The sequence below is a fragment of the Pseudomonas sp. TSO6 genome (genome assembly GCF_056098905.1).
The window spans coordinates 16447-42704 of sequence record NZ_JBLZWV010000015.1 but is presented as its reverse complement, the minus strand read 5'-3'; the positions used below and the strand labels follow the sequence as shown (position 1 = coordinate 42704).

The window sequence follows — 26258 nt, the reverse complement described above, 5'->3', positions numbered from 1 at the left end:
TGTACCTCAAGCAGCAGGGATATGGGAGATTCCTCTATCGGGCTGTACCGCGCTTTGGCGCCCGCAATTGTGAATTTTCATGAAAAAGGGCAGCCGTAGCTGCCCTTTCCTCCCTGCAAAACCGCTTATTCAGCGAGCTTGAAGGTGATGAAGCTGGCACGCCCCTGACGCAGCACGCGCATGGACACCGAGCGGTTCTTCGGCAGTTCCTTGGCGATTTCGGTGAATTCCTTGGCCGAACCGATGGCCTGGTTGTTCAGGTGGCTGATGACGTCACCCGGCCGCAGGCCGATCATCGCTGCCGGGCCATCCTGCACTTCCTTGATAACCACGCCGCCTTTGAGTTCGAGGGACTTTTTCTGCTCGGCGGTCAGGTCGGCCACTGAAACGCCCAGGCGGTTGCTGCTACGCTCGGCGCTGCCTTCGGCACCGGCACCGATGTCGGCATCGTCATCCGGCATCGCGCCGACACCCACATCCAGGGTCTGGCGCTTGCCGTTGCGGATGATCTCCAGCTTGGCCTTTTCGCCGTCCTTGAGGCTACCGACCAGGTGCGGCAGGTCCGCCGACATGACGATCGGCTGGCCGTTCATGCTCAGGATCACGTCACCCACCTGCAGGCCACCTTTGGCTGCCGGGCCGTCTTCCAGCACCTGGGCCACCAGCGCACCCGCCGGCTTGTCCAGGCCGAAGGATTCGGCCAGGTCCTTGTTGACCTCCTGAATCACCACGCCCAGCCAGCCGCGGCTGACCTTGCCGTCTTTCTTCAACTGGTTTGACACATCGATCGCCACATCGATCGGGATGGCGAACGACAGGCCCATGAAGCCGCCAGAACGGGTGAAGATCTGCGAGTTGATACCCACCACTTCGCCCTTCATGTTGAACAGCGGGCCGCCCGAGTTACCCGGGTTGATGGCCACGTCGGTCTGGATGAACGGCACATAGGTCTCGTTGGGCAGCGTGCGGCCCTTGGCGCTGACGATACCTTTGGTCACCGAATGGTCGAAGCCGAACGGCGAACCGATGGCCAGCACCCACTCGCCCACCTTGAGCTTCTCGGAATCACCCAGCTTCACGATCGGCAGGTTCTTGCCTTCGACCTTGAGCAGGGCCACGTCGGTGCGCGGGTCGGTGCCGACCAGCTTGGCCTGCAGCTCGCTGCGGTCCGACAGGCGGACAATGATTTCGTCGGCGTCGGCCACCACGTGGTTGTTGGTCAGCACATAACCATCGCTGGAAATGATGAAGCCCGAACCGAGCGATTGCGCCTCACGCTGACGGTCGCCACGCGGCGAGCGCGGCTGCTGCGGCATGTTGCGCTCGAAGAATTCGCGGAACATCGGCGGCAGGCCTTCCAGGTCCGGCATCTGCCCAGCGGCAACCCGACGGTCCGGCAGCTTCTGCTTGGTACTGATGTTGACCACTGCCGGCGAGGCCTGCTCTACCAGCGTGGTGAAGTCGGGCAGGGCTTCCTCGGCCTGGGCGGTGAGCACCTGGCCGAGCATGAGCACGGCGGCGAACATCGATAGGTAGGATTTCAAGCGTGGTGTTGACATACGACTCCCGTCACAACGAGCGGTAGTTTAGAAAGGCCCCTGCACAACGCAGGAAAGGCCAGGCTCCAAGAAGCCTGACCTATAGAAAATTTGCCAGTAGATTGCAAATGACAATGCTTTAATTTCATTTCAGGCGCATATCCGTTCGCCTTGGCATGGCCCGCAAAAGCGCACCATTACTGGCGCGCCTGGGCATCCTGAGGGCGCATCGACAATGCGACGCGTTCTGCCGTACCCAGCGGAATTTCGCCGACCACGGTGACCATTACTTTGCCCTTGGGCGTGTTGAGGCGTCGCGAAACCGCCGAGGTCGGGCCAAGCTGGGTACGCACATCGGTCCCGGCATCGTCCTTCACGGGCTCAAGGAACACCGAGAAGCGCGCCAGGCCATCGTCGTACATCAGGCTACTGACTGTGCTGTCACGCTTGGGGTCACGCCGTACCGAGCTGTTGACCAGCTCGAACCCTGGCGGGAGCCAGTCCGAGCGCCAGCCGGCGACACTGTCATTGCTGGCAGGGGCAACACGCTGCACCGGCTTGCAGGAAGCACTGGGGCGCAGGTCATCGTCGCTGGGCGGCTTGGTGGTATCGAGGCGGGTCATCTGGAAGCGCTCGAGCAACTGCCCTTTGTCGTTGAGCATCAACGAGCGAAGCGGCAGGCCAGTGTTGCGATCTAGGTGCAGTTCGAAGGCATAGCGGTGCTGGTCGCGGGGAGTGAGCGTCACGATCACGGCGTCGCGCCCGGCGACCCGTGACTTGCCGGCCACGCTCAAATCGTACCAGCCCATCAGTTTCAGCGGATCAAGCACACGCTGAGCAGCATCCGCAGGGGTAGTCACACCGCTGACCAACGCCCCACTGACGCACTCCACCTTGCCATCCACGCGCAGGATTTCCTGGGCGGCGCCATCAAGCTGCAGCAGCCGCTCGCTGACCTTGCCGTCCTCGACCCTGTGCCAGATATCGTGGGAAGAGAAGCTACCGTTGCGTTCGTAGACGAACGAGCCCTGATAACTCTGCTTTTGCTCGGCTTGTGCCAGCTTGTTAAGCCACTCGCTCGCCTGGGGCGAGGAGTTGGCTGCCAATACCGGCACAGTCATGCAGCTGCCAATCAGCAGCGACAGAAGAGGTAGCGCGCGCATGATCCTCCTTACTTAGCGGGGTTTCCCATGCTGGCGGCACGGGCGTAAGGCAGGGCAGTCTCAGTGCCTTGGAGTGCGGACTCCTGGGCATGCTGACGCAGATAGCCCGGCAGACGCTGATCCCAGCCAGCCTGGTTTTGCAGCACACCGTTGGCCATCGGCCCAGTCGGCTGCTCACTGCTTTCACTGTAGCCTGCCAACACGGCCGGACCCTGAGTTTGTGGCATGCTCAGGCCCTGTTGTGCAGGCTGCTGCGAAGCCAGCTCGGCGCCGGTGATTTCGTCCTGGTTGTACATCCGCACGCCTGCCAGCACCGCAACGGTGACCGAGGCGGCGACCGCCAGGCGAGCGACGCTACGCCATGGGCCCTTGTTGATCTTGGTCGGCACGGCTTCGTCCGCCAGCGCCGCAGACACCGCCGAGGCGATATCCAGGTTAGGCAGCAGCAGCTCCTTGTGCATGGCTGCACGGGCTACCTGGTAACGCGACCAGGTGGCACGGGTTTCGGCGTCGTCAACGGCGCTCAGCACCCGACGCAGTTCCAGTTCGTCCGCTTCGTTATCCATCACCGCGGACAGCGATTCCTGCAAAGCTTCACGACTCATGGCGGTTCCTCTCTTGGCTGTCGCCGCTGTCTCAGGTTTCCTGCAACAACGGCTGCAGGGCTTTATCTATGGCCTCCCGAGCGCGGAAGATTCGAGAGCGCACGGTACCCACCGGACATTGCATGACACTGGCAATGTCTTCGTAACTCAGCCCGTCGAACTCGCGCAGGGTCAACGCCGTACGCAGGTCTTCAGGCAGTTGCTGGATGGTGCGATGGACAGTGCCTTCGATTTCATCCCGCAACAACGAGCGCTCTGGGGACTCGAGATCCTTGAGGCCATGATCGCCGTCATAAAACTCCGCATCCTCGGAGCTCACATCGCTGTCTGGCGGCCGTCTTCCACGGGACACCAGGTAGTTCTTCGCCGTGTTGATGGCGATGCGGTACAGCCAGGTATAAAACGCACTGTCACCGCGGAAATTGCCAAGCGCACGGTAGGCCTTGATAAAGGCTTCCTGTGCTACATCCTGGGCCTCGTGGGTATCGTGAACGAACCGCACGATCAACCCGAGAATCTTGTGCTGATACTTCAGCACCAACAGATCGAACGCTCGCCTGTCACCGCGCTGCACGCGCTCGACAAGCTGCTGATCCTCTTCCTGGGTTAGCATGAACACTCCTCAGTGAACTCGAAGGAGCGGTGCAACACCCATCGATCAGGCTTGCAACCATAGACTCGGGCTTTACGCAAAAGTTCTCCCCTCCAAGCAAGTTTCCTGCAGCCCTTGGTCGGCTAGCACGGAAGACGCGGCGCGGTCACGGCCGGCTACGTCGATAATCAGGTTTCGAATACGCAGGGACAGCCCGGACAGGCCTGCAACCCTGCGTCGCCGCGGCAAATTGTGACGTGCGGGCAACCTTCATAGGATTTCCGGCCATGTCGGAAAGTTCCCACAAAGGTTGCCGCGCGCCTCGGTAAGTGGCCAAGTGGCATGGAAATTGGCCACCTCGGGCTGCTATAAAGGCAGCCTGGCCAAGTTTAACGATAGTTTCACAATGCCATCTGCGCGTGACTATTGTGCCGCGCCCCCTCTCAAGATTACTAGTGTCCCGACATGAGCCAACAATTCCAACATGATGTCCTGGTGATCGGCAGCGGTGCCGCCGGTCTCAGCCTGGCACTGAACCTCCCCAGCCACCTGCGTGTTGCCGTGCTCAGCAAGGGCGATCTGGCCAACGGCTCGACCTTCTGGGCCCAGGGTGGCGTCGCGGCGGTGCTGGACAATACCGATACCGTGCAGTCGCATGTCGAGGACACCCTCAATGCCGGCGGCGGCCTGTGCCATGAAGATGCAGTGCGTTTCACCGTCGAACACAGCCGCGAAGCCATCCAGTGGCTGATCGAGCAAGGTGTGCCCTTTACCCGCGACGAGCATTCCAGCGTTGACGATGGCGGCTTCGAATTCCACCTCACCCGTGAGGGCGGCCATAGCCACCGACGCATCATCCACGCCGCCGACGCCACCGGCGCAGCCATATTCACCACGCTGCTGGAACAGGCGCGCCGGCGCCCGAACATCCAGCTGCTGGAGCAGCGCGTGGCGGTCGACCTGATCACCGAACGCCGCCTGGGCCTGCCGGGCGAGCGTTGCCTGGGCGCCTACGTGCTCGACCGCAACACCGGTGAGGTGGACACCTTCGGCGCGCGCTTCACCGTGCTGGCCACCGGCGGTGCAGCCAAGGTCTACCTCTACACCAGCAACCCCGATGGCGCCTGCGGTGACGGCATCGCCATGGCCTGGCGGGCGGGCTGCCGGGTGGCGAACCTGGAATTCAACCAGTTCCATCCGACCTGCCTGTACCACCCGCAGGCCAAGAGCTTCCTGGTTACCGAAGCACTGCGCGGTGAAGGTGCGCTGCTGCGCCTGCCCAATGGCGAGCGCTTCATGCCACGCTTCGACCCGCGCGAAGAGCTGGCCCCGCGCGACATCGTCGCCCGCGCCATCGACCACGAGATGAAGCGCCTGGGCGTGGACTGCGTGTACCTGGACATCACCCACAAGCCGGCCGATTTCATCATGGCCCACTTCCCCACCGTGTACGAGCGCTGCCTGGCCTTTGGCATCGATATCACCCGCCAGCCGATCCCGGTCGTACCGGCGGCGCACTACACCTGTGGCGGGGTGATGGTCGATGATCGCGGCCACACCGATGTGCCAGGCTTGTACGCCATCGGCGAAACCAGCTTCACCGGCCTGCACGGTGCCAACCGCATGGCCAGCAACTCGCTGCTGGAATGCTTTGTCTATGGCCGTGCCGCCGCTGCCGACATCGAGGCGCATCTGGAACACGTGTCCATGCCCACGGCGCTGCCAGGGTGGGATGCCAGCCAGGTCACCGACTCGGACGAGGACGTGATCATCGCGCACAACTGGGACGAGCTGCGGCGCTTCATGTGGGACTACGTGGGTATCGTGCGTACCAGCAAGCGCCTGCAGCGCGCCCAGCACCGCATTCGCCTGCTGCTGGACGAAATCGACGAGTTCTACAGCAACTACAAAGTCAGCCGCGACCTGATCGAACTGCGCAACCTGGCGCAGGTGGCCGAACTGATGATCCTGTCGGCCATGCAGCGCAAGGAAAGCCGTGGGTTGCATTACACACTGGATTACCCGGGGATGCTGGACGAGGCCAAGGACACCATCCTCAGTCCGCTCTGAAAAGTGCAGCGTCTGTGAGATCGAGCGCCGCGCGGGCGGCGCTCGATATCACAGGCGCTGAACCTGCTACGGCGAACACCTGTCAGCCCCGACTCGCCCCCACCTCAGCCCACCTGCGCCGGCTGAACTTCAACCGTACCCGCAAGCGCCGATGTTCATCCGCCCCCAGCGCATCCTGCGGTATGCACTGGCTCTGCCCCATCCATCGCCCCGCCCGCTCAAAGCGCAGCACCACCAGCACCGGTAACGCCACGCTGTCCCGGCACAAACGCACCGGTTGCCAGCCACGGGCACGGCAGAACACATGCCAGCCGCGCACATCACGGCGCAGGCCAACAACGGCATGCTCATGGGTCAACAGGATACGTCGGGGAATGGCCCAGCCAGCGTGGGCGACACAGGCGGCGACAACAGAAAAGGAAAGCCAATGAGGCAACGGGCTCGCCCACACGGCAAGCCACGCCAGCACCTGGCAGCCCAGGTAGGCCGCTAGCAGCAGGCGCGAGCCTTGCCAGCGGCACTCGAAACACTCACTTGGGCTGGACACGGTCCAGGATGATGCGGACCATGCGCTGCAGCTCCGGGTCTTCGGACTCGGTGCGCTCCATGAACCAGCCGAACATGTCCTGGTCCTCGCAGCTCAACAGACGCACGTACAGTTCGCGGTCGGTCTCGTTGAGGGTGGAGTAGACTTCCTGGGTGAAAGGCACCAGCAGTACGTCCAGTTCCAGCATGCCGCGGCGGCTATGCCAGAAAAGCCGGTTGAGTTCAGTTTGTTCGACCATGGGGCCCTCCTCGAATGGCCCGCCAGTATACAGCCCGGCGAGCGCAGCGACACCGGGCGTTGGTCTAGTCACCTACCTATTTTGTTACCGGCGTTCTATGATGGCCGCCAGTCTTTAGCCACCGCGATGACCCATGGCCGATTCCGCTTTCTTCTGCCCCCTGTCCCACGAGGGCATCCTCGCCGTCCGCGGCTCCGATGCAGGCAAGTTCCTGCAAGGCCAGCTGACCTGCAACATCAACTACCTCAGCCAGGAACACGCCAGCCTGGGCGCCCGCTGCATGGTCAAGGGGCGCATGCAATCGAGCTTCCGCATCTTGCCCGAAGGCAACGGCTACCTGCTGGCCATGGCCAGCGAACTGCTTGAGGCGCAACTGGCCGACCTGAAGAAATACGCTGTATTTTCCAAGGCCACGCTGACCGATGAAAGCGCCGCCTGGGCACGCTTTGGCCTGCAAGGCGGTGACGCTGCGCTGCTGGCACTGGGGCTCGACGTGCCCGAAGGCGCCGGCAGTACCGTGCGCCATGAAGGCCTGATCGCCATTGCCGTGTCCGAGGGGCGTGTGGAGCTGTGGGCACCGGCGGAACACGCCGACACGGTACGCCAGGCCCTCGCCAGCGCCCTGCCTGAAGGCAGCCTGAACGACTGGCTGCTGGGGCAGGTGCGTGCCGGTATCGGCCAGGTCATGGGGCCGACCCGTGAGCTGTTCATCCCGCAGATGATCAACCTGCAGGCCGTCGACGGCGTCAGCTTCAAGAAAGGTTGCTACACCGGCCAGGAAATCGTTGCCCGCATGCAGTACCTGGGCAAGCTCAAACGCCGCCAGTACCGCCTGGCACTGGACCAGCAGGCCATTCCGGCCCCAGGTGCCGAGATCTTCTCGCCCACCCATGGTTCGTCGGTCGGTGAAGTGGTCATTGCTGCCGGCAGCGGCGCCGGCTGTGAACTGCTCGCGGTGCTCAGCGCCGACGCGGTGGCAGACGACAACCTGCACCTGGGCAGCCTCGAAGGCCCGCGCCTACAGGTGCTGACCCTGCCCTACGAACTGGACCGCGACCGGGAAATCCAGCGCTGACCAGCCTGCCCCGCCACCGTGGCGGGGCCGCACCACCACTGCGGTAGACACGCCCATGAACAAGCTGGCCGAGATGGTTCAAGCACAGTTGCTCGATGCCATCGAAAAGGATGACCTGGTCTTGCCGACCCTGCCCGAGGTTGCCTTGAGCATCCGTGAGGCGGCGGAAGACAGCGAGATCAGCGTAGCGGCCCTGAGCAAGGTGATCGGTCGCGACGCGGCCCTTTCAGCGCGCCTGATCAAGGTGGTCAACAGCCCACTGCTGCGCGCGGCGGTCGAGGTCACCGACCTGCATACCGCCATCACGCGACTGGGTATCAACTACAGCTGCAATTTGGCCATCGGCCTGGTGATCGAGCAGATTTTCCATGCCCGCTCACCGGCGGTTGAACAGAAGCTTCGCGATATCTGGACCAACAGCCTGGAAGTGGCAGGCATCAGCTACGAAATCTGCCGGCGCTATACCCAGCTCAAGCCTGAACAGGCCACCTTGGGCGGGTTGGTCAACCAGATCGGCGCGTTGCCGGTGCTGATCTATGCCGAAGAGCACAACGAGCTGTTGTCCGACCCGGTTTGCCTGCATTACGTGATCGAGCAGATCCAGCCGGTGCTGGGGGACAAGATCCTCAAGGCCTGGGAGTTTCCGGAGCAGTTGATCAACTTGCCGAGCCAGGTTCAGGACCTGGACCGGCAGACCGACAAGGTCGACTACATCGACATCGTGCAGATCGCCCGCTGCATCAGCCAGCGTGGCCGCCATCGGCCGCTGGCGGCACTGCCGGCGTACCGCCATCTTGGGCTGCCGTTCGGTACAGAGCTGGAAGTGGATGAACTGCTCGAGGCGCGAAGCATGTTGCGCTGAGCTGTGTCAGCCTGCCCGGGCCCTATCGCCGGCAAGCCAGCTCCCACTTCGACTGCCTTGGCCTCAAGCCATGCGGTGTCCTGTGGGAGCTGGCTTGCCGGCGATAGGGCCAGCGGAATCAACACATCAATCGGCTATGAAACTCACTCGCACCCGCAACCCACCCTTCTCGCCATCATGCAGGCTCACCTGCGCCAGGTGCGCCCGGCAGATCTCGCCGACAATCGCCAGGCCAAGCCCGCTACCCTGCGCACTGCGCCGGTAGAACCGCTCGAACACCCGCTCGCGTTCAGTCTCGGGAATGCCCGGGCCGTCATCCTCCACCTCCAGCACAGCCGGCGCCACTACCCGCAAGATCACATTGCCCCCCGCTGGCGTATGCGCCAGGGCGTTGTCCACCAGGTTGCTCAACAGTTCGTTGAGCAGCGTCGGTTCACCCTTGAGCCATACAGGGGCCTCGGCCTCCAGGGCCAGCGCCACCCCGCGCTTGTGCGCCAAAGGCGCCATGGCCATGCCCAGCTCACGGGCCAGCTGACTCAGGTCCAGGCGCTGCGCACCGCCTTCGGCAATCGCCCGTGCACCGTTTTCAACCCGCGCCAGCGACAACAACTGGTTGGCCAGATGGGTCAGCTTGTCCGTGCCCTGGGCCGCAGATTCCAAGGTCTGCCGCCACTCCTGCGGCTCGGAAGAGCGCAACCCCAGCTCGACCCGAGCCTTCAAGGCCGCCAGCGGCGTACGCAGTTCATGGGCGGCATCGGCAATGAACTGTGCCTGGCGCTCGAACTGGCCGCGCAAACGCTCGGTAAAGTGGTTCAAGGCCCGCACCAGCGGGCTGAGCTCACGCTGCACCTGCACCACCGGCAGCGCCCGCAGATCATCCGGTTGGCGCTCCTCTACCGCGGTGCGCAGGCGCTCCAGCGGCCGCAACGCGGCGCTCACCGCAAACCACACCATCACCAGCGCGCCCAGCGCCAGCATGCCAAGGCGCAGCAGGGTGTCGGCCATCAACCCACGGGCCATGCGCACCCGCGCCTCCTCGGTCTCGGCCACACGGATTTCTGCCATGCCGTTCATGTTCGGCTCGCTCACTGCCTTCAGCAGGCTGACCACGCGCACGTCCTGGCCCAGGTAGGTGGCGTTGTAGAACCGCGCCAGGGCCGGGTAGTCATCAGTACGTGGCGTGCCGGGGGGCGGCGGTGGCAGGTTCTCGTAGCCGGAAATCAGCCGCTGCTTGATGTCCAGCACCTGGTAGTAGATACGCCCGGCACTGTCGTAGGCGAAGGTGTCCAGCGCCACGTAGGGCACATCCGCGCTCAGCGAGCCGTCACGCTGCGAAAGCCCGGCGGCGATGGTTCGCGCCGAGGCCAGCAGGGTGCGGTCGTAGGCCGTGTCGGCGGCTTCGCGGCCGTTCCAGTAAGCACTCAGGCCGCTGGCCAGCATCAGCACCACCAGCAGCAAGGCCAGGTTGCCCAGCAGTCGCCCGCGCAGGCTGCCGTTGTCACGCATCGCGGTGCTCTAGCAGGTAGCCCAGGCCGCGGAAGGTGACGATGGCCACCGGGTGGCCGTCGAGCTTCTTGCGCAGGCGGTGGATGTAGATCTCGATGGCGTCGGGGCTGGCTTCTTCGTCCAGGCCGAATACCTGGGCAGCCAGTTGCTCCTTGCTCATCACCCGGCCTGGGCGGGCGATCAGCGCTTCCAGCACGCTTTGCTCGCGCGAGGTCAGGGTCAGGTTGTCGTCGCCCAGGGCGAAGCGCCGGGTATCCAGGTCGTAGACCAGAGGCCCGCAACGTTGCTGGCGCTCACCACCTAGCACACTGCGGCGCAGCAAGGCTTTGACCCGTGCTTCGAGCTCGGTCAGCTCGAACGGTTTGGCCAGGTAGTCGTCGGCCCCCAGGTTCAGGCCATGGACACGGTCCTTGACGTCACTGCGGGCAGTCAGCATCAGCACCGGCACCGTCTTGCCACGGCCGCGCAGGCGCGCCAGTACCTCGAAGCCGTCCATGCGTGGCAAGCCGACATCAAGCACGACCACGGCGTATTCCTCGCTGGCCAGGGCCAGGTCGGCGGCCACGCCGTCATGCAGCACATCCACAGTCAGGCCGTGGCTTTTCAAGGCCTGGGCCACGCTTTCGGCCAGTTGCAGGTGGTCTTCGACCAGCAGCACACGCATCGGTTTCTCCCTGCTCGGGTGGGGCGGTGGCGCGGAGTGTACCGCTGTCGCCAGGCCTGTGAAGCCCCTTCTGACAAACCTTTCTCGTTGAAAGGTTAGCGAAAGGTTCGTTGCCTAGCATCGCACCACGGTCGCTCCTCGCGCCGAAAAAAGCACCAGCAAGGTGCAACGAATAAGAACAATAAACGGAGTCATCGACGATGCTGTCATTGCAGCCGCAGGCGTTCGCGCCTACCCGTTCCTTTGCCGCACGCCCCTCTGCCATCGCCAGCGCCCTCGCGCTTGCCGGTGTCGCCCCGATGAGCCAGGCCGCCTTCTTCGAAGACAGCACGGCCACCTTCGAAACCCGCAACATGTACTTCAACCGCGACTTTCGCGATGGCACCAGCGCGCAACAATCCAAGCGCGACGAGTGGGCCCAGGGCTTCATCCTCAACTTCGAGTCCGGCTACACCGATGGCACCGTAGGCTTTGGCCTCGACGTGCTGGGCATGCTCGGCATCAAGCTCGACTCCAGCCCCGACCGCACCGATACCGGCCTGCTGCCGACCCATGATGACGGCAAGGCCGCCGATGAATACTCCAAGCTGGGCCTCACCGGCAAGGTGAAGATTTCCCAGACCGAACTCAAGATCGGCACCCTGATCCCCGAGCTGCCGACGCTGCAGCCCAACGATGGGCGAATCCTGCCGCAAACCTTCGAGGGCGGCCTGCTCACTTCGAAAGAGATCAAGGGCCTGACCTTCACGGGCGGGCGCCTGGACAAGGCCAAGGACCGCAACGACACCAATTGGGAAGACCTGGCGCTGAACAACAAGAACGGCCGCTTTGGTGGCACGTTCAGCGCCGACAACCTGGCCCTGGCCGGCCTGGACTACCAGTTCACCGACCGCATCACCGGCAGCTACCACTTCGCCCAGCTCGACGACATCTACCGCCAGCACTTCATCGGCATGGTCGCCACCCAACCCTGGGGGCCGGGCACCCTGGGCGCCGACCTGCGCCTGGCAGTGAGCGACGACGCCGGTGCCGCCAAAGCCGGCAACATCGACAACACCACCGTCAACGGCATGCTCAGCTACGCCCTGGGCGGGCACAAGGTCAGCGCCGCCTGGCAGCAGCTGTCCGGCGACAGCGCCTTCCCGTATGTCGATGGCGCCGACCCGTACCTGGTCAACTTCGTCCAGATCAACGACTTCGCCGGTGCCGACGAGCGTTCCTGGCAGGCGCGTTACGACTACAACTTTGCCGCGCTCGGCGTACCCGGCCTGACCTTCATGACCCGCTATATCAGCGGTGACAATGTCAGCCGTGCCGCCGGTGGCGAAGGCAAAGAGTGGGAACGCAACACCGAACTGAAGTACGTGGTACAAAGCGGCCCGTTGAAGAACGTCGCCGTGCGCCTGCGCAATGCCACCTTCCGCTCCAACTTCGCCCGCGACGCGGACGAAGTGAGGCTGCTGGTGAGCTACAGCGTAGCGCTGTGGTAACCCCATAGCGGTAATCCAAAAACAACAACGCTCACGGAGATAGACGATGACCTTTTCACTGCGCCGCCTCGTCCTCGCTACCGGCTGCCTGCTGCTGGCCGGCAACGCCCTTGCCGCCGAACCGAAACGCCCTGAATGCATCGCACCCGCCTCGCCCGGCGGTGGCTTCGACCTGACCTGCAAGCTGGTGCAAAGCGCCCTGGTGCAGGAAAAGATCCTCAGCAAGCCGATGCGCGTCACCTACATGCCCGGCGGTGTCGGCGCGGTGGCCTACAACGCCGTGGTCGCTCAACGCCCGGCCGATGCCGGCACCCTGGTGGCCTGGTCCAGTGGCTCCCTGCTGAACCTGGCTCAAGGCAAGTTCGGCCGCTTCGACGAGAACGCCGTGAAGTGGCTGGCAGCTGTCGGCACCAGCTACGGCGCCATCGCGGTGAAAAGCGACTCGCCCTACAAGACCCTCGACGACCTGGTCGCGGCCTTGAAGAAAGACCCCAGCAAGGTGGTGATCGGCTCTGGCGGCACCGTCGGCAGCCAGGACTGGATGCAAACCGCATTGATCGCCAAGGCCGCCGGCATCAACCCGCGTGACCTGCGCTATGTGGCCCTGGAAGGCGGTGGCGAAATTGCCACGGCGCTGCTGGGCGGCCATATCCAGGTCGGCTCTACCGACATCTCCGACTCGATGCCGCACATCCAGAGCGGCAACATGCGCATCCTTGCGGTGTTCTCGGAAAACCGCCTGGACGAGCCCGAGATGAAAGACATCCCTACCGCCAAGGAGCAGGGCTACGACATCGTCTGGCCGGTAGTGCGCGGCTTCTACCTGGGGCCAAAGGTGAGCGACGAGGACTACGCATGGTGGAAGGCATCGTTCGACAAGATGCTGGCCTCGCAAGACTTCGCCGAGCTGCGTGACCAGCGCGAGCTGTTCCCGTTCGCCATGACCGGCAAAGAGCTGGACGGCTATGTGAAGAAGCAAGTGGCCGACTACAAGGCACTGGCCAAGGAATTTGGCCTGATCCAGTAAGCCTGTCGGACTCACCACCACCCCTGTAGGAGCGGCCTTGAGCCGCGATGGGCCGCACAGCGGCCCCTGGCACAGCCGATACGACGCTTCGGACAGATCGCATCGGCAGGTTTAGCGGCCGCTTCGCGCCCGATCGCGACGCAAGGCCGCTCCCACAGGATTTGCATCTCACTTGAGCAATCCCGACGAGGATTCCCCAATGATCCTGCAACGCATCTTCGCCCTGGTCCTGCTGGCGGTGTGCGCCGCCCTGGCCGTGATGGCCTGGCCCTACCAGGCGGCGTTTTCCTATGAACCGGTGGGCCCACGCGCCTATCCGCTGCTGATGCTCGGCCTGATGGGCCTGGGCCTGTTGTACCTGGTGTTCCGCCCCACGCCCATCGTGCGCAAGGACGACGAACCGGAACTGGACCGCGAAACCCTGACCAAGATCACCGCCTGCGTCGGCCTGCTGATCGTCTTCGCGGCCACCTTCGAAGCCTTGGGCTTCATCCTCAGCGCCATCCTTGTCGGCCTGCCCATGGCCCGCCTGTATGGCGGCCGCTGGCTGCACAGCGCCCTCGTGGTCGTCGGCATGAGCCTGCTGCTCTACTGGCTGTTCGACCGCGTGATGGACGTGCCCCTGCCCCTTGGCCTGCTGAGCGTACTGGAGAACTGACACATGGATACCTTGAGCTACCTGGGCCAGGGCTTCGGCGTTGCCCTGACCCCTTACAACCTGGTCACCGCCCTCTCCGGTACCCTGATCGGCACGGTGGTCGGCCTGCTGCCGGGCCTGGGCCCGATCAATGGCGTGGCCCTGCTGATCCCCATCGCCTTCGCCCTGGGCCTGCCGCCAGAGTCGGCGCTGATCCTGCTGGCCGCGGTGTACCTGGGCTGCGAATACGGCGGGCGTATCAGCTCGATCCTGCTGAACATCCCGGGAGAAGCCTCGACCGTGATGACCACCCTGGACGGCTACCCGATGGCTCGCCAAGGCCTGGCGGGCGTCGCACTGTCGCTGTCGGCCTGGAGTTCGTTCATCGGCGCCTTCATCGCCACCTGCGGCATGGTGCTGTTCGCCCCGCTGCTGGCGAAATGGGCCATCGCCTTCGGCCCGGCGGAATACTTCGTACTGATGGTGTTTGCCATCGTCGCCCTGGGTGGCATGGCAGGTGACAAACCGCTAAAAACCTTCATTGCCGCACTGATCGGCCTGTTCCTGTCGGCGGTCGGCATTGATGCCAACAGCGGCGTGTACCGCTTCACCGGTGACAGCGTGCACCTGGCCGACGGCATCCAGTTCGTGGTGCTGGTGCTAGGCCTGTTCTCCATCAGTGAAATCCTGCTGCTGCTGGAAAAGACCCACCATGGTCATCAGGCGGTAAAAGCTACCGGCCGCATGCTGTTCAACTTCAAGGAAGCGGCTTCGGTATTCGTGGTCAACATCCGTTGCGGCCTGCTTGGTTTCATCATGGGCGTTCTGCCCGGCGCCGGCGCGACGCTGGCCAGTGCCGTGGCCTACATGACCGAGAAACGCCTGGCCGGGGAAAGCGGCAAGTTCGGCAAAGGCGATGCCCGTGGCCTGGCAGCGCCGGAAACTGCCATTGGTGCGTCCTGCTGTGGCGCCTTGGTCCCGATGCTGACCCTGGGCGTACCGGGCTCTGGCACCACGGCCGTGATGATCGGCGCCCTGACCCTGTACAACATCACCCCTGGCCCACTGCTGTTCGAACAGCAGCCGGACATCGTCTGGGGCCTGATCGCTTCGCTGTTCGTCGCCAACATCATGCTGGTGATCCTCAACATCCCGATGATCCGCATCTTCACCCGCATCCTCGCCGTGCCAAACTGGGCGCTGGTGCCAGTGATCGCCATCATCACCGCTATTGGCGTATACGCCGTGCATGCCACCACCTTCGACCTGTTCCTGATGGTCGGCATCGGCATCATGGGTTACATCCTGCGCAAGCTGGACTTCCCACTGTCGCCGATCCTGCTCGGTTTCATCCTGGGCGGGCTGATGGAGCAGAACCTGCGCCGTGCACTGTCGATCTCCAACGGTGAACTGGGCATCCTCTGGTCGAGCCCGATCAGCATGGGCGTCTGGGCGCTGGTGGCGTTGATGCTCGCCCTGCCGCTGCTGCGCATCTGGCGTAAACGCAGCCTGCAGCGTCGGGCCCTGGCCGATGCCTGATCGACCGTTGCCTTTGTTTGTCGCAACCGGGCTGGTCGGCCTTGCTGGCGGTTACCTCGCCAGCAAGGTCGGCTGGCCTTTGCCGTGGATGGTGGGTTCGCTGCTGGCCATCATCCTGGTGCGCTGCCTGACGCCCTGGCAGTTGTCGGAAATTCCCAACGGCCGAAAATGCGGGCAGTGCATCATCGGCATCGGCATTGGCCTGCACTTTACGCCGGCAGTGATCGAGCAGGTGGGTAGCCATTTTGCGCTGATCTTCTTCGGTGCCCTGTTCACCACCCTGTCCAGCGTGATCGGCGTGTGGCTGCTGCGGCGCACCGGTGAAGACCGCGCCACGGCTTTCTTCGCCAGCATGCCTGGCGGCTCGGGGGAGATGGTCAACCTGGGTGCCCGGAACGGTGCAGTGCTCAGCCAGGTGGCGGCAGCGCAGAGCCTGCGGGTGCTGGCAGTGGTGCTGTGCGTGCCCGCGCTGTTCAAGTTTCTGCTGGGTGACGGGGTGCCGCTCAATCATGCCGGCAGCGTCAGCTGGGGCTGGCTGGCCCTGATCAGCCCGCTCGGCGTTGCCGTTGCGCTGCTCTGGCAACGGTTGCGCCAGCCCAACCCCTGGCTGTTCGGGCCATTGCTGGTGGCGGCCACGGTCAGCCTGGCCGGCAACCTGCAGATCGCCCTGCCCAATGGCGCCAGCCAGATCGGCCAGTGGCTGATCGGCAGTGGCCTGGCCTGCCACTTCAACCGCGCCTTCTTCCGCCGGGCCCCGTCGTTCCTGGGGCGCACGCTTCTGGCCACGGCGCTGTGCATGGCCATCGCCGGCAGTGCCGCGTGGGTGTTGAGCGTGATGACAGCGCTGGACCTGCGTTCGCTGACGCTGGGGATGATGCCGGGGGGCATTGCCGAAATGAGCCTGACAGCAGAGACCCTGCAACTGTCCGTGCCTTTGGTGACGGCGCTGCAGGTGATGCGCTTGCTGTTCGTGCTGTTTCTGGCGGAGCCGTTATTCCGGCTGTGGAATGCAAACCAGGAATAATCGCGTCGCCTGCTTCGCGGGCTTGCCCGCTCCCACAGGGATGGCACCTGCCTTGAGGCTGGTGCAGGTCTTGTGGGAGCGGGCAAGCCCGCGAAGAAGGCGACGCGGTGTTTCAGGTGATTAGAGCGGTGGCACCGCCCAGTTGATCGGCGCCAGCCCACGTTGTTCGAGGAAGCTGTTGGTCCGGCTGAAATGCCCACACCCCAGGAACCCGCGGTAAGCCGACAACGGCGACGGATGCACCGACTTCAGCACCAGGTGCTTGGTCCCGTCGATCAGCTTCTGCTTGCTTTGCGCATGTGCCCCCCACAACAGGAACACCACGTTCGGGCACTGCTCGCTGACCACCTGGATCACTCGATCGGTAAAGAACTCCCAACCCTTCTTGGCATGCGACGCCGCATTGGCCCGCTCCACGGTCATGGTGGTGTTGAGCAGCAGCACGCCCTGCTCGGCCCAGCTTTGCAGGTAGCCGTGGCTGGCGATCGGGATGTTCAGGTCGCGCTGCATTTCCTTGTAGATATTGACCAGCGACGGCGGCGTGGCCACGCCCGGCTGTACCGAAAAGCACAGGCCGTGCGCCTGGCCTGGCCCGTGGTAGGGGTCCTGCCCGAGTATCACCACCTTCACCTGGTCCAGCGGCGTCGAGTTCAGCGCATTGAAGATCAGCGGCCCTGGCGGGTAGATTTCCTTGCCGGCGGCACGCTCGCTGCGCAGGAACTCGCGCAGTTGATGCATGTAGGGCTGGTCGAATTCAGCGCGCAATGCGGCTTTCCAGCTGGGTTCGAGTTTGATGCGATCGTCGTCAGTCATGGGGCCATCCGTAATCAATGGCGCGACACTAGGTAAGCCCTTCCCGCTTGTCAAACGATCCGACCGACGACCGGCATGTTCGGTCAGGCAGGCCATACTTGTGCGATGACTGAGCGAGGTAGTCCATGGCCATTCATTGTGAGGTACTCACCGGCGCCGACGGCGCCCGCATCGGCATCGCCACCCTGGATGCGCCCAAGGCGCTCAATGCCCTGAGCCTGCCGATGATCGAGGTGCTGGGCGAGCAATTGCACACCTGGGCCCGCGACCCGGGGGTTGTCTGCGTGCTGCTGCGCGGCAACGGCGCCAAAGCCTTCTGCGCCGGAGGCGATGTGCGGGCGCTGGTGCAGGCCTGCCGTGACCACCCCGGGAGCGTACCGCCCCTGGCCGCCTCTTTCTTTGCCGCAGAGTACCGCCTGGACTACGCCCTGCACACCTACCCCAAACCGCTGCTGTGCTGGGGCCACGGGCATGTGCTGGGGGGTGGCATGGGGCTGCTGCAGGGCGCCAGTGTACGCATCGTCACACCTAGCAGCCGTCTGGCCATGCCGGAAATCAGTATCGGCCTGTACCCCGACGTGGGTGCCAGCTGGTTCCTCGCCCGGCTGCCGGGCAAACTGGGGTTGTTCCTGGGGCTGACGGGCGCGCCAATCAACGCACGCGACGCCCTTGACCTAGGCCTGGCCGACCGTTTTTTTGGCGAGCACCAGCAAGAGGCGCTGGTCGAAGAGCTGCTGCAACTGAACTGGCAGGAGCAGACCGCCCTGCAACTGAACAGCCTGCTCAAGGCCGAACAGCACCGCGCCTGCGCCGAGTTGCCCGAAGCCCAGTGGTTGCCGCGGCGGCAGGTGATCGATGCATTGCTCGACGTGGCCGATGCGGCGGCGGCCTGGCGTGCACTGGAGGGGCTCAAGCACCATGACGACCCACTGCTTGCAGAAGCAGGCCAGCGGCTGCACGAAGGCTGCCCGCTGACCGCCCATCTGGTATGGGAGCAGATTCGCCGGGCGCGTCACCTCTCATTGGCGCAGGTGTTCCAGATGGAATACTGCATGAGCCTGAATTGCTGCCGCCACCCGGAATTCAGCGAAGGCGTGCGAGCCCGCTTGCTGGACAAGGACAACCACCCCCGCTGGCACTGGCCGGATGTAGCTCAGGTACCGGCGGCGGTGGTCGAGGCGCATTTTTCCAAGGCATGGGAGGGGCGGCATCCATTGGCGGACCTGAGTTGACTTCAACAACCTGGGGCTGGGTTCAATCACCTACCGCTGCCAATTACCCCCGCGCCCTTGCCCACGTCGGCCGTCCCAGCGTCCGCCGTCATTGCGCTGCCCATTGGAGTTCCAGTTGCCATGCTGGTAGCGCTGGCTACCATCACGATAATCATGCCGGTCCCGGTCCTGCCTGTAGTCCTGGCGCTGGCGGTTACCGTAGTCATTGCGCGGGTTGCCGTGCCACTGATTTACCCCAGGCTGCGGATACGGCCGGTAGTACGGCGCGGGCGCCGACCGATGGTAATAACGCGGTGCCGGCTGGTAGTAATAGCGCGGTTGCGGCGTCACGTAGTAACGGTCATAGCGGTAATACCCTGGCGACACGTAGCGGTCGGTGGAGTAGTAATCCGAACGGTAATAGCCCCCGCGCTCGTAGTACGGGGCGCAGGCGGAAGTCATCAGCCCTAGCAGGGCGATCAACAGGATTCGATAGGACATGGCGGCCTCCTGGACCGCTGGCGTGCCCGAACAGCGGCGCTGCCGAGCATCGATGCGGAATGCGTTCATCGACACTGAATAAGACCGTGAAGCCGAGGTGCAGTGCCATTTCTGCAATAATTTGATACAGGTGCGATAACCCTGAAAAACTTGCAGTCATTTGCCGGTCATCTCACTAGAATGGGCACCCTGGCACACATCACGGGAAGATCATGCCGCTACGTTCCGCTCTGTTCTCGCAGCGCTCGCTGATCCTTACCCTGCTGGTGCTACTGGCCTGCGGCTTCCTCGCCACTTCGCTACTCAGCTACTTCTCCTCACGCAGCGCCATCCGCGACGGCATCATCAATACGGAACTGCCGCTGACCTCCGACACGGTCTACTCGGAAATCCAGAAGGACCTGATTCGCCCGGTGCTGATCGCCTCGATGATGGCCCAGGACACCTTCCTGCGGGACTGGGTGCTGTCCGGCGAGCAGGATACCGAGCGCATGACCCGCTACCTTGGCGAAGTCATGGGCAAGCAGGACACCTTCACGTCGTTTTTCGTGTCTGACCGCACCCTCACCTACTACCAGGCCAAAGGCGTGCTCAAGAAGGTAGAGCCCGGCACCTGGCGCGATGCCTGGTATTTCCGCCTGCGCGACCTCAAGGCGCCCTATGAGATCAACGTCGATCTGGACATGGCCAACCAGGACAGCCTGACCGTGTTCATCAACTACCAGGTACATGACTACCAGCACCGCTTCATCGGTGCCACCGGCGTCGGGCTGAGCGTATCGTCGGTGGTCAAGCTGATCGACCAGTATCAGCGGCGCTACCAGCGTTCGGTGCTGTTCACCGACGCCAAGGGCAAGGTGCTGATGACCGGCTCGGAAGGTGGCCCGCATGGTCTGCGGGTCGGCCAGCCGCTCAGCGACAACCCCGAACTGAACGACGTACTGGCCGAGCAGCTGGTGCCCGGTGAAGGCAGCCACGAATACCGCGACAGCGACAACCACAGCCACTTCCTCAACGTGCGCCACCTGCCCGAACTGGACTGGTACCTGTTGGTGGAAAAGCGCGAAACCGGCGCCCTCGACCGCATCCGCCACTCCCTGTACCTGAACCTGGCCATCTGCGCGATGATCACCCTGGTGGTGCTGGCGCTGGTGCATGCCATGGTCCGCCGTCACCAGGCCAGCACCGAAGCCCTGGCCACCCTCGACAGCCTCACCGGCCTGCCCAACCGGCGCAGCTTCGACCTGCTCGCCGCCCAGGCTTTGCACGAAGCCCAGCGCGACAGTGGGCCGCTGGTGGCGTTGCTGATCGACCTGGACCACTTCAAGGCACTGAACGACACCCACGGCCACCTGGCAGGCGACGAAGTGCTGCGCCAATTTGCCAATGTACTGCAAGGCAGCCTGCGCCAGTCGGATATACTGTGCCGCTGGGGCGGTGAGGAATTCATCGTGCTGCTGCGTGAAGCCGAAGGCCGGCAGGCCATCGAGGTGGCGGAAAAGATCCGCCGCCGCACCGAACAGTTGACCTTCAGCTACGAAGAACAGCCGCTGCGCCTCACCACCAGCATCGGCCTGAGCAGCCTGCAGCCAGGGGATACCCTACACGCCCTGCTGACCCGCGCCGACCGTGCGCTCTATCGTGCCAAGCAGGCCGGCCGCAACCGCGTCTGCAGTGAAACCCGCCATGAATGACAGCCAACACTGCCCCGCTTGCGGTGCCCTCAACCAATGCAGCCTGGCCGACCCGCGCCGCGCTACCCAGGCCTGCTGGTGCTACAGCGTGACCATCGACCCGGCCGTGCTGCAGGCCCTGCCCGCCGAGTTGCGGAACAAAGCCTGCCTGTGCCCGCGTTGCGCTGCCGTTGAAGAGCAACTCCGATCAACCACTCCCCACTGACCTGTTCCAATGCGCCTCGACCGTTTCCTCGCCAACCTCCCCAGCCACAACCGCCAGCAAGTTCGCCTGATGCTGGCGCAACGCCGTGTGCGGGTGGAGGGCGTGGTGGTCAGCGACCCGCTGACCGAGATACGTGAATTCAGCCGTGTCGAGTTGGACGACCAGTTGCTCCAGGCGGGCCGCCCCGCGCGTTACCTGATGCTGCACAAGCCACAGGGTTGCGTCAGCGCCACCCAGGACCCGCAGCACCCCACCGTGCTCGACCTGCTGCCAACAGCGCTCCGCGATGACCTGCACATTGCCGGGCGCCTGGATTTCAACACCACCGGGCTGATGATCCTGACCAACGATGGCCAGTGGTCACGGCGCCTGACCCAGCCTGCCACCAAGCTCCCCAAGCATTATCTGGTGGAAACCGAAGACGACATTGCCGAACACTATGTGGCCAAGTTCCGTGAGGGTTTCTACTTCGCCTTCGAAGACCTCACCACCCAACCTGCCCAGCTAGACATCCTCGGGCCGCGACGCGCCCGATTGGCGATCGTCGAAGGGCGCTACCACCAGGTAAAACGCATGTTCGGGTTCTTCGACAACAAGGTGGTGGGGCTGCATCGGGAGAGCATGGGGGCGATCCGGCTGGACCCTGGGTTGGCACCTGGGGCGTTTCGTGAACTCACAGCGGAAGAAATAGCCACTGTCTAGGCCGCCTGCCCAGGCCTCTTCGCGGGCATGCCCGCTCCCACCCATACCCGAAATGCCCCGGGCTTGTGTTTTTCCTGTGGGAGCGGGCGCGCCCGCGAAAAGGCCGGGGCAGACATTACGGGGTCTGCCATACGACCGCTCAGCGACAAAAGTCACATTTCTCCCCGAACGGCACTTGCGCGATCCGCGAGCCACTGCTTGAATCCAAATCGTCAGTCTGCATGTGACTAGCAAGTCACGCCCGCAGTCGAAGACACTTTTTGCTGGCCACCCAAGGCCTCGATGCCTTGGGGCACGGCGAATTGCCCGCCAAAAACAATACCGTCGACGCAAGTGCCAAGGATCGACACAGGGCCCCCCGGTTTCTCTTCAGGCAAATGCCTACCTGTCATAAAGAACGTGCACCCTAGGTGACGCGAATACCCTTTTTGCGCCAGGAGTCGATGACATGAGGCCAGAAATCGCTGTACTTGATATCCAAGGTCAGTATCGGGTTTACACGGAGTTCTATCGCGCGGATGCGGCCGAGAATACGATCATCCTGATCAATGGTTCGCTGGCCACCACCGCCTCGTTCGCCCAGACGGTACGTAACCTGCACCCGCAGTTCAACATCGTGTTGTTCGACCAGCCGTATGCCGGCAAGTCCAAACCGCACAACCGTCAGGAGCGTCTGATCAGCAAGGAAACCGAGGCGCATATCCTCCTTGAACTGATCGAGCACTTCCAGGCAGACCACGTGATGTCTTTCTCGTGGGGTGGCGCAAGTACGCTGCTGGCGCTGGCGCACCAGCCGCGTAAGGTGAAGAAGGCAGTGGTGAGTTCGTTCTCGCCAGTGATCAACGAGCCGATGCGCGACTACCTGGACCGTGGCTGCCAGTACCTGGCCGCCTGCGACCGGTATCAGGTCGGCAACCTGGTCAACGACACCATCGGCAAGCACCTGCCGTCACTGTTCAAGCGCTTCAACTACCGGCACGTCAGCAGCCTGGACAGCCACGAGTACGCGCAGATGCACTTCCACATCAACCAGGTGCTGCAGCACGACCTGGAGCGAGCGCTGGATGGTGCGCGAAATATCGACATCCCGGTACTGTTCGTCAACGGTGACCGCGACGAGTACACCACGGCCGAAGATGCCCGGCAGTTTGGCAAGCATGTGGGCAGAAGCCACTTCAGCGTGATCCGCGACGCGGGCCATTTCCTCGACATGGAAAACAAGACCGCCTGTGAAAACACCCGCAGCGTCTTGCTTGGCTTCCTCAAGCCGACCGTGCGTGAACCTCGTCACCGCTACCAGCACGTTCAACAGGGGCAGCATGCATTGGCTATCTGAGCGCCTCGGCACTCTGTAACTGATACCCGCAGGCTATGGGGTGCCGACAAGCTTTTTTATAACTTGGGCTTCTAATTCGTGAAGGGTTCTGGTAAAAAGTGCTGCGCAGACGCGGGTATAGTTTAGTGGCAAAACGAAAGCTTCCCAAGCTTTAGTTGAGGGTTCGATTCCCTCTACCCGCTCCACATCGCATTCCAGCATGACGTTCCAGCAACGTCATCGCAGTCAAAAGGAGCCTTGGCTCCTTTTTTCGTTTCTGCCCCCCCCACGTTGACCTGGCCCATGGCCATTTGCCTGCCGATCCGCTTCAATGCGCAGCGGGTGCATACGCCTGCAAGCGAAACGGCTTGTGGCGGATATGTTCACTGGATTCTTGAAACATTTCGAAAGGATGACGCATGTTTCTATCCCGCTGGCTACCAGGCCTTGCCAACCTCCTGCACTATCGGCGCGAGTGGCTGCATGCCGACCTGCAGGCCGGGCTCTCAGTCGCGGCGATCCAGATCCCCATTGCCATCGCCTACGCGCAAATCGTCGGCCTGCCGCCACAATACGGCCTGTATGCCTGCGTCCTGCCGATGATGGTCTACGCCCTGATCGGCAGCTCGCGCCAACTGATGGTCGGCCCCGACGCTGCCACCTGCGCGATGATCGCCGGCGCCGTGGCACCGCTGGCCATGGGCGACCCGCAGCGCATTGTCGAACTGTCGGTGATCGTCACCGTGCTGGTTGGCATAATGCTGATTGCCGCCGGCCTGGCCCGCGCCGGCTTCATCGCCAGCTTCTTTTCGCGGCCGATCCTGATCGGCTACCTCAACGGCATCGGCCTTAGCCTGATCGCCGGGCAGCTGTCCAAGGTGGTGGGCTTCAAGATCGAAGGCGACGGTTTCATCCTCAGCCTGATCAACTTCTTCCAGCGCCTGGGCGAGATTCACTGGGTCACGTTGCTCATCGGCCTGGCCGCCCTGGGCTTGCTGGTCTGGCTGCCGCGGCGCTACCCGCGCCTGCCTGCAGCCCTCACGGGAGTGGCGCTGTTCATGCTGCTGGCCGGGCTGTTCGGCCTTGACCGCTTCGGCGTTGCCGTCCTCGGCCCGGTACCTGCCGGCATCCCGCAGCTGGCCTGGCCGCACAGCAACCTGGAGGAAATGAAAAGCCTGCTGCGCGACGCCCTGGGTATTGCCACCGTCAGTTTCTGCAGTGCCATGCTCACTGCGCGCAGCTTCGCCGCCCGGCATGGCTATGCGATCAACGCCAACCACGAGTTTGTAGCCCTGGGCGTCAGCAACCTGGCCGCCGGGGTTTCCCAGGGCTTTGCCATCAGTGGCGCCGACTCGCGTACGGCGGTCAATGACATGGTCGGTGGCAAAAGCCAGCTGGTGGGTATCATCGCGGCCCTGGTCATCGCCCTGATTCTGCTGTTCTTCACCGCGCCCATGGCGTGGATCCCGCAGGCTGCACTGGGCGCCGTGCTGTTGATGGCCGGTTGGGGGCTGATCGACATCAAGTCGCTGGGTAGCATCCGGCGTCTCAGCCGCTTCGAGTTCTGGCTGTGCCTGCTGACGACGGCGGGGGTGCTGGGCCTGGGCGTGCTGCCCGGTATCGTGTTTGCCGTCACCCTGGCGATCCTGCGCCTGCTGTACAGCATCTACCAGCCCACCGATGCCGTGCTGGGCTGGCTGCCGGGCACCGAAGGCCAGGTCGACATCCGCAAATTCAAGGACGCGCGCACCGTGCCAGGGCTGGTGGTGTACCGCTTCGACGACGCGATCCTGTTCTTCAACGCCGACTACTTCAAGATGCGCCTGCTCGAGGCGGTACAGAGCCAGCACCAGCCCAAGGCCGTGCTGTTCGATGCCGAAGCAGTCACCAACATCGACGTCAGCGGCATCGCTGCCCTGCGTGAAGTACGCGACACCCTGGCAGCGCAAGGCATCTTCTTTGCCATCGCACGCGCCCGGGGTACGTTCCTGCGCCTGCTGGTGCGCTCGGGGATGGCGCGGGAAATGGAAGAAAAGCTGCTGTTTGGTTCGGTACGGGCCGGGATTAGGGCGTACCGGGTTTGGCGTAACCGGAGCCGCAGTGTGCCGGCGATAGGGCCAGTCCAGGTAACACAAGGCTGTTGGCAGGACACCAACCCTCGCTCACGCTGCATGACATGCTAAAGTCGCCCCCGTTCTCCGCTCCATCCAACGGACCCCAGCATGCCCGCACTTGACGCCACCCTCACCCCCTGGCCAGAACTGGCTGCCCGCCACCCATGCGACGCCCTGCTGCTGGGCAACGGTGCCAGCCGCGCAGTGTGGAAGCCGTTCGGCTACTTCTCGCTGTTCGAGGAAGCGCAACGCGCCGGCCGCAAGAAAGGCCTGGCGGTCAGCGACCAGGCGCTGTTCAAATCCTTGGGCACAGAGCTGTTCGAGCCTGTGCTCAGCACCCTGAACACCACCGTGCGCGCCAACGCCGCGCTGGCCATCAACTCCACCGCGCCGCTGAACCGCTACTACTCAATCAAGGAAGCGTTGATTCACGCCGTGCGCACGGTGCACCTGCCGTGGTCACTGATGCCAGCCACCACGCTGGCAGCCTTCAACCAGGGCTTGCGCGGCTACCGCAGCGTCTACACCAGCAACTACGACCTGCTGCTGCCATGGGCTGTACAACACGCTCCGCAGGGCTTTGCCGAGCTGTTCGACGAGCAAGGCTTCTTCGATGTGCGCCGCACCCGCAGCGAAGGTACCCGGGTGCTGCACTTGCATGGCGGGCTGCACCTGCTCAAGCTGCCCGACGGCACCACCCGCCAACGCAGCGCCGACAACGCCGAGCTGCTCGATGGCTTTGCGGTGAACATCCCCGGCGAGGTGCCGCTGTTCGTCAACGAAGACCGCAGCGACGAAAAACTGCGCGCCATTCGCAACTCGGATTACCTGGGCTGGTGCTTGGGGCAGTTGGCACAGGAGAGCCAGGGGCTATGCCTGTTCGGGCAGCATCTGGACAGCAGCGACCAGCACCTGCTCGACGCTATCCGACAGGCGCGGCCACAGCATCTGTCGATTGCCATAAGGCCTTTGAGCGAGGCTTCGGTGATCAACCAGAAGCAACACTATATTGATCGGTTCGGGGATCTCACGGGCACGCAGGTGCATTTCTTTGATGCCAGTACGCATCCGTTGGGGCTGGCAGATTTGGCGATCGAGCTACCAGCCGCTCGACGCTAGCACGCTC

Annotated in this window: 25 protein-coding genes and 1 tRNA gene; 16 read left to right on the top strand and 10 right to left on the bottom strand. The window is 63.5% G+C overall.

Going from position 1 to position 26258, the window contains the following annotated elements; all coding sequences use genetic code 11:
- Window positions 1-125 precede the first annotated feature (125 nt).
- The 4 genes from ACN6NG_RS04580 to rpoE all read right to left on the bottom strand — a co-directional run bounded on the left by ACN6NG_RS04580 (window position 126) and on the right by rpoE (window position 3919).
- On the bottom strand, window positions 126-1526 hold the full coding sequence (locus ACN6NG_RS04580) for a DegQ family serine endoprotease (RefSeq protein WP_373873688.1): 1401 nt from the start codon (window positions 1524-1526) through the stop codon (window positions 126-128).
- Between the two features lie 209 nt (window positions 1527-1735).
- Window positions 1736-2701 (bottom strand): MucB/RseB C-terminal domain-containing protein, encoded by a 966-nt coding sequence (locus ACN6NG_RS04575; RefSeq protein WP_232861318.1) that lies wholly within the window; start codon window positions 2699-2701, stop codon window positions 1736-1738.
- 8 nt (window positions 2702-2709) lie between these two features.
- Window positions 2710-3306, bottom strand: a complete 597-nt coding sequence (locus ACN6NG_RS04570) for a sigma-E factor negative regulatory protein (RefSeq protein WP_474313079.1) — start codon at window positions 3304-3306, stop codon at window positions 2710-2712.
- Between the two features lie 31 nt (window positions 3307-3337).
- Window positions 3338-3919: an RNA polymerase sigma factor RpoE/AlgU gene (gene rpoE / locus ACN6NG_RS04565; RefSeq protein ID WP_003252049.1), complete on the bottom strand. Its 582-nt coding sequence runs from the start codon at window positions 3917-3919 to the stop codon at window positions 3338-3340.
- Window positions 3920-4363: 444 nt separating this feature from the next.
- Here rpoE and nadB point away from each other — a divergent pair, with 444 nt between their 5' ends.
- Entirely contained in the window at window positions 4364-5968 is a 1605-nt protein-coding gene (gene nadB, locus ACN6NG_RS04560; protein ID WP_059395466.1) for an L-aspartate oxidase, read from the top strand.
- Window positions 5969-6050: 82 nt separating this feature from the next.
- Here nadB and ACN6NG_RS04555 read toward each other — a convergent pair whose 3' ends face one another.
- Together ACN6NG_RS04555 and ACN6NG_RS04550 are read right to left on the bottom strand one after the other, a co-directional pair.
- Window positions 6051-6515 (bottom strand): protein YgfX, encoded by a 465-nt coding sequence (locus ACN6NG_RS04555; RefSeq protein ID WP_353456301.1) that lies wholly within the window; start codon window positions 6513-6515, stop codon window positions 6051-6053.
- A complete protein-coding gene (locus ACN6NG_RS04550) occupies window positions 6499-6753 on the bottom strand; it encodes an FAD assembly factor SdhE (RefSeq protein ID WP_016498168.1) in 255 nt (84 codons plus the stop codon). Before ACN6NG_RS04550 ends, ACN6NG_RS04555 begins: the two co-directional genes overlap by 17 nt.
- 133 nt (window positions 6754-6886) lie before the next feature.
- On the opposite strand from ACN6NG_RS04550, the gene ygfZ reads away from it, so the two are divergent.
- Complete coding sequence (gene ygfZ, locus ACN6NG_RS04545) at window positions 6887-7828, top strand: CAF17-like 4Fe-4S cluster assembly/insertion protein YgfZ (RefSeq protein WP_474313073.1); 942 nt, start codon at window positions 6887-6889, stop codon at window positions 7826-7828.
- 55 nt (window positions 7829-7883) lie between these two features.
- Window positions 7884-8690, top strand: coding sequence for an HDOD domain-containing protein (locus ACN6NG_RS04540; protein ID WP_016498166.1), 807 nt, complete (start codon window positions 7884-7886; stop codon window positions 8688-8690).
- 126 nt (window positions 8691-8816) lie between these two features.
- Here ACN6NG_RS04540 and ACN6NG_RS04535 read toward each other — a convergent pair whose 3' ends face one another.
- Window positions 8817-10196, bottom strand: a complete 1380-nt coding sequence (locus ACN6NG_RS04535; RefSeq protein WP_474313070.1) for a sensor histidine kinase — start codon at window positions 10194-10196, stop codon at window positions 8817-8819.
- Window positions 10189-10860 (bottom strand): response regulator, encoded by a 672-nt coding sequence (locus ACN6NG_RS04530; protein WP_016498165.1) that lies wholly within the window; start codon window positions 10858-10860, stop codon window positions 10189-10191. The genes ACN6NG_RS04535 and ACN6NG_RS04530 overlap by 8 nt, the downstream gene beginning before the upstream one ends.
- 200 nt (window positions 10861-11060) lie before the next feature.
- Between ACN6NG_RS04530 and ACN6NG_RS04525 the strand changes: the two genes are divergently transcribed.
- From ACN6NG_RS04525 to ACN6NG_RS04505, 5 genes are all read left to right on the top strand, one after another.
- Window positions 11061-12350, top strand: coding sequence for an OprD family porin (locus tag ACN6NG_RS04525; RefSeq protein WP_474313068.1), 1290 nt, complete (start codon window positions 11061-11063; stop codon window positions 12348-12350).
- 46 nt (window positions 12351-12396) lie between these two features.
- On the top strand, window positions 12397-13377 hold the full coding sequence (locus ACN6NG_RS04520; protein ID WP_063422239.1) for a Bug family tripartite tricarboxylate transporter substrate binding protein: 981 nt from the start codon (window positions 12397-12399) through the stop codon (window positions 13375-13377).
- Between the two features lie 199 nt (window positions 13378-13576).
- Window positions 13577-14035, top strand: a complete 459-nt coding sequence (locus ACN6NG_RS04515; RefSeq protein ID WP_016498162.1) for a tripartite tricarboxylate transporter TctB family protein — start codon at window positions 13577-13579, stop codon at window positions 14033-14035.
- A 3-nt stretch (window positions 14036-14038) separates the two neighbouring features.
- Window positions 14039-15553 carry a tripartite tricarboxylate transporter permease gene (locus tag ACN6NG_RS04510; protein WP_063422240.1) on the top strand — a complete coding sequence of 505 codons (1515 nt, stop codon included), beginning with the start codon at window positions 14039-14041 and terminating at the stop codon, window positions 15551-15553.
- A complete protein-coding gene (locus ACN6NG_RS04505; RefSeq protein ID WP_041167583.1) occupies window positions 15546-16577 on the top strand; it encodes an AbrB family transcriptional regulator in 1032 nt (343 codons plus the stop codon). Before ACN6NG_RS04510 ends, ACN6NG_RS04505 begins: the two co-directional genes overlap by 8 nt.
- Window positions 16578-16697: 120 nt before the next feature.
- Here the strand turns inward: ACN6NG_RS04505 and ung are convergent, their stop codons facing one another.
- Window positions 16698-17390: a uracil-DNA glycosylase gene (ung, locus tag ACN6NG_RS04500; protein WP_049275302.1), complete on the bottom strand. Its 693-nt coding sequence runs from the start codon at window positions 17388-17390 to the stop codon at window positions 16698-16700.
- 125 nt (window positions 17391-17515) lie between these two features.
- On the opposite strand from ung, the gene ACN6NG_RS04495 reads away from it, so the two are divergent.
- Window positions 17516-18622 (top strand): enoyl-CoA hydratase/isomerase family protein, encoded by a 1107-nt coding sequence (locus ACN6NG_RS04495; protein WP_197898590.1) that lies wholly within the window; start codon window positions 17516-17518, stop codon window positions 18620-18622.
- A gap of 30 nt (window positions 18623-18652) precedes the next feature.
- On the opposite strand, the gene ACN6NG_RS04490 is transcribed toward ACN6NG_RS04495, so the two are convergent.
- Window positions 18653-19102, bottom strand: coding sequence for a hypothetical protein (locus ACN6NG_RS04490; protein ID WP_353456303.1), 450 nt, complete (start codon window positions 19100-19102; stop codon window positions 18653-18655).
- Between the two features lie 212 nt (window positions 19103-19314).
- On the opposite strand from ACN6NG_RS04490, the gene ACN6NG_RS04485 reads away from it, so the two are divergent.
- The 7 genes from ACN6NG_RS04485 (at window position 19315) to ACN6NG_RS04455 (ending at window position 26251) form a co-directional block, all read left to right on the top strand.
- Window positions 19315-20796 (top strand): sensor domain-containing diguanylate cyclase, encoded by a 1482-nt coding sequence (locus tag ACN6NG_RS04485; RefSeq protein WP_197898588.1) that lies wholly within the window; start codon window positions 19315-19317, stop codon window positions 20794-20796.
- On the top strand, window positions 20789-21001 hold the full coding sequence (locus ACN6NG_RS04480) for a cysteine-rich CWC family protein (RefSeq protein ID WP_080889236.1): 213 nt from the start codon (window positions 20789-20791) through the stop codon (window positions 20999-21001). Before ACN6NG_RS04485 ends, ACN6NG_RS04480 begins: the two co-directional genes overlap by 8 nt.
- 9 nt (window positions 21002-21010) lie before the next feature.
- Window positions 21011-21703 (top strand): 16S rRNA pseudouridine(516) synthase, encoded by a 693-nt coding sequence (locus tag ACN6NG_RS04475; protein ID WP_197898587.1) that lies wholly within the window; start codon window positions 21011-21013, stop codon window positions 21701-21703.
- 448 nt (window positions 21704-22151) lie between these two features.
- Window positions 22152-23039, top strand: a complete 888-nt coding sequence (phaG, locus tag ACN6NG_RS04470) for a (R)-3-hydroxydecanoyl-ACP:CoA transacylase (protein WP_197898586.1) — start codon at window positions 22152-22154, stop codon at window positions 23037-23039.
- A 111-nt stretch (window positions 23040-23150) separates the two neighbouring features.
- Window positions 23151-23224: transfer RNA gene (locus ACN6NG_RS04465), tRNA-Gly, on the top strand.
- A 213-nt stretch (window positions 23225-23437) separates the two neighbouring features.
- Window positions 23438-25201: a SulP family inorganic anion transporter gene (locus tag ACN6NG_RS04460; RefSeq protein WP_474313059.1), complete on the top strand. Its 1764-nt coding sequence runs from the start codon at window positions 23438-23440 to the stop codon at window positions 25199-25201.
- Window positions 25202-25240: 39 nt separating this feature from the next.
- On the top strand, window positions 25241-26251 hold the full coding sequence (locus ACN6NG_RS04455) for a DUF4917 family protein (protein WP_474313058.1): 1011 nt from the start codon (window positions 25241-25243) through the stop codon (window positions 26249-26251).
- Window positions 26252-26258 lie beyond the last annotated feature (7 nt).

Coding starts and splice junctions, on each gene's coding strand:
- ACN6NG_RS04460 (WP_474313059.1), top strand. CDS start 23,438: ATGTTTCTATCCCGCTGGCTACCAGGCCTTGCCAACCTCCTGCACTAT.
- ACN6NG_RS04480 (WP_080889236.1), top strand. CDS start 20,789: ATGAATGACAGCCAACACTGCCCCGCTTGCGGTGCCCTCAACCAATGC.
- ung (WP_049275302.1), bottom strand. CDS start 17,390: ATGACTGACGACGATCGCATCAAACTCGAACCCAGCTGGAAAGCCGCA.
- ACN6NG_RS04495 (WP_197898590.1), top strand. CDS start 17,516: ATGGCCATTCATTGTGAGGTACTCACCGGCGCCGACGGCGCCCGCATC.
- ACN6NG_RS04510 (WP_063422240.1), top strand. CDS start 14,039: ATGGATACCTTGAGCTACCTGGGCCAGGGCTTCGGCGTTGCCCTGACC.
- ACN6NG_RS04525 (WP_474313068.1), top strand. CDS start 11,061: ATGCTGTCATTGCAGCCGCAGGCGTTCGCGCCTACCCGTTCCTTTGCC.
- ACN6NG_RS04505 (WP_041167583.1), top strand. CDS start 15,546: ATGCCTGATCGACCGTTGCCTTTGTTTGTCGCAACCGGGCTGGTCGGC.
- ACN6NG_RS04580 (WP_373873688.1), bottom strand. CDS start 1,526: ATGTTCGCCGCCGTGCTCATGCTCGGCCAGGTGCTCACCGCCCAGGCC.
- ACN6NG_RS04475 (WP_197898587.1), top strand. CDS start 21,011: ATGCGCCTCGACCGTTTCCTCGCCAACCTCCCCAGCCACAACCGCCAG.
- ACN6NG_RS04535 (WP_474313070.1), bottom strand. CDS start 10,196: ATGCGTGACAACGGCAGCCTGCGCGGGCGACTGCTGGGCAACCTGGCC.
- ACN6NG_RS04550 (WP_016498168.1), bottom strand. CDS start 6,753: ATGGTCGAACAAACTGAACTCAACCGGCTTTTCTGGCATAGCCGCCGC.
- ACN6NG_RS04530 (WP_016498165.1), bottom strand. CDS start 10,860: ATGCGTGTGCTGCTGGTCGAAGACCACCTGCAACTGGCCGAAAGCGTG.
- ACN6NG_RS04485 (WP_197898588.1), top strand. CDS start 19,315: ATGCCGCTACGTTCCGCTCTGTTCTCGCAGCGCTCGCTGATCCTTACC.
- nadB (WP_059395466.1), top strand. CDS start 4,364: ATGAGCCAACAATTCCAACATGATGTCCTGGTGATCGGCAGCGGTGCC.
- ACN6NG_RS04490 (WP_353456303.1), bottom strand. CDS start 19,102: ATGTCCTATCGAATCCTGTTGATCGCCCTGCTAGGGCTGATGACTTCC.
- phaG (WP_197898586.1), top strand. CDS start 22,152: ATGAGGCCAGAAATCGCTGTACTTGATATCCAAGGTCAGTATCGGGTT.
- ACN6NG_RS04540 (WP_016498166.1), top strand. CDS start 7,884: ATGAACAAGCTGGCCGAGATGGTTCAAGCACAGTTGCTCGATGCCATC.
- ACN6NG_RS04520 (WP_063422239.1), top strand. CDS start 12,397: ATGACCTTTTCACTGCGCCGCCTCGTCCTCGCTACCGGCTGCCTGCTG.
- rpoE (WP_003252049.1), bottom strand. CDS start 3,919: ATGCTAACCCAGGAAGAGGATCAGCAGCTTGTCGAGCGCGTGCAGCGC.
- ygfZ (WP_474313073.1), top strand. CDS start 6,887: ATGGCCGATTCCGCTTTCTTCTGCCCCCTGTCCCACGAGGGCATCCTC.
- ACN6NG_RS04455 (WP_474313058.1), top strand. CDS start 25,241: ATGCCCGCACTTGACGCCACCCTCACCCCCTGGCCAGAACTGGCTGCC.
- ACN6NG_RS04575 (WP_232861318.1), bottom strand. CDS start 2,701: ATGCGCGCGCTACCTCTTCTGTCGCTGCTGATTGGCAGCTGCATGACT.
- ACN6NG_RS04570 (WP_474313079.1), bottom strand. CDS start 3,306: ATGAGTCGTGAAGCTTTGCAGGAATCGCTGTCCGCGGTGATGGATAAC.
- ACN6NG_RS04515 (WP_016498162.1), top strand. CDS start 13,577: ATGATCCTGCAACGCATCTTCGCCCTGGTCCTGCTGGCGGTGTGCGCC.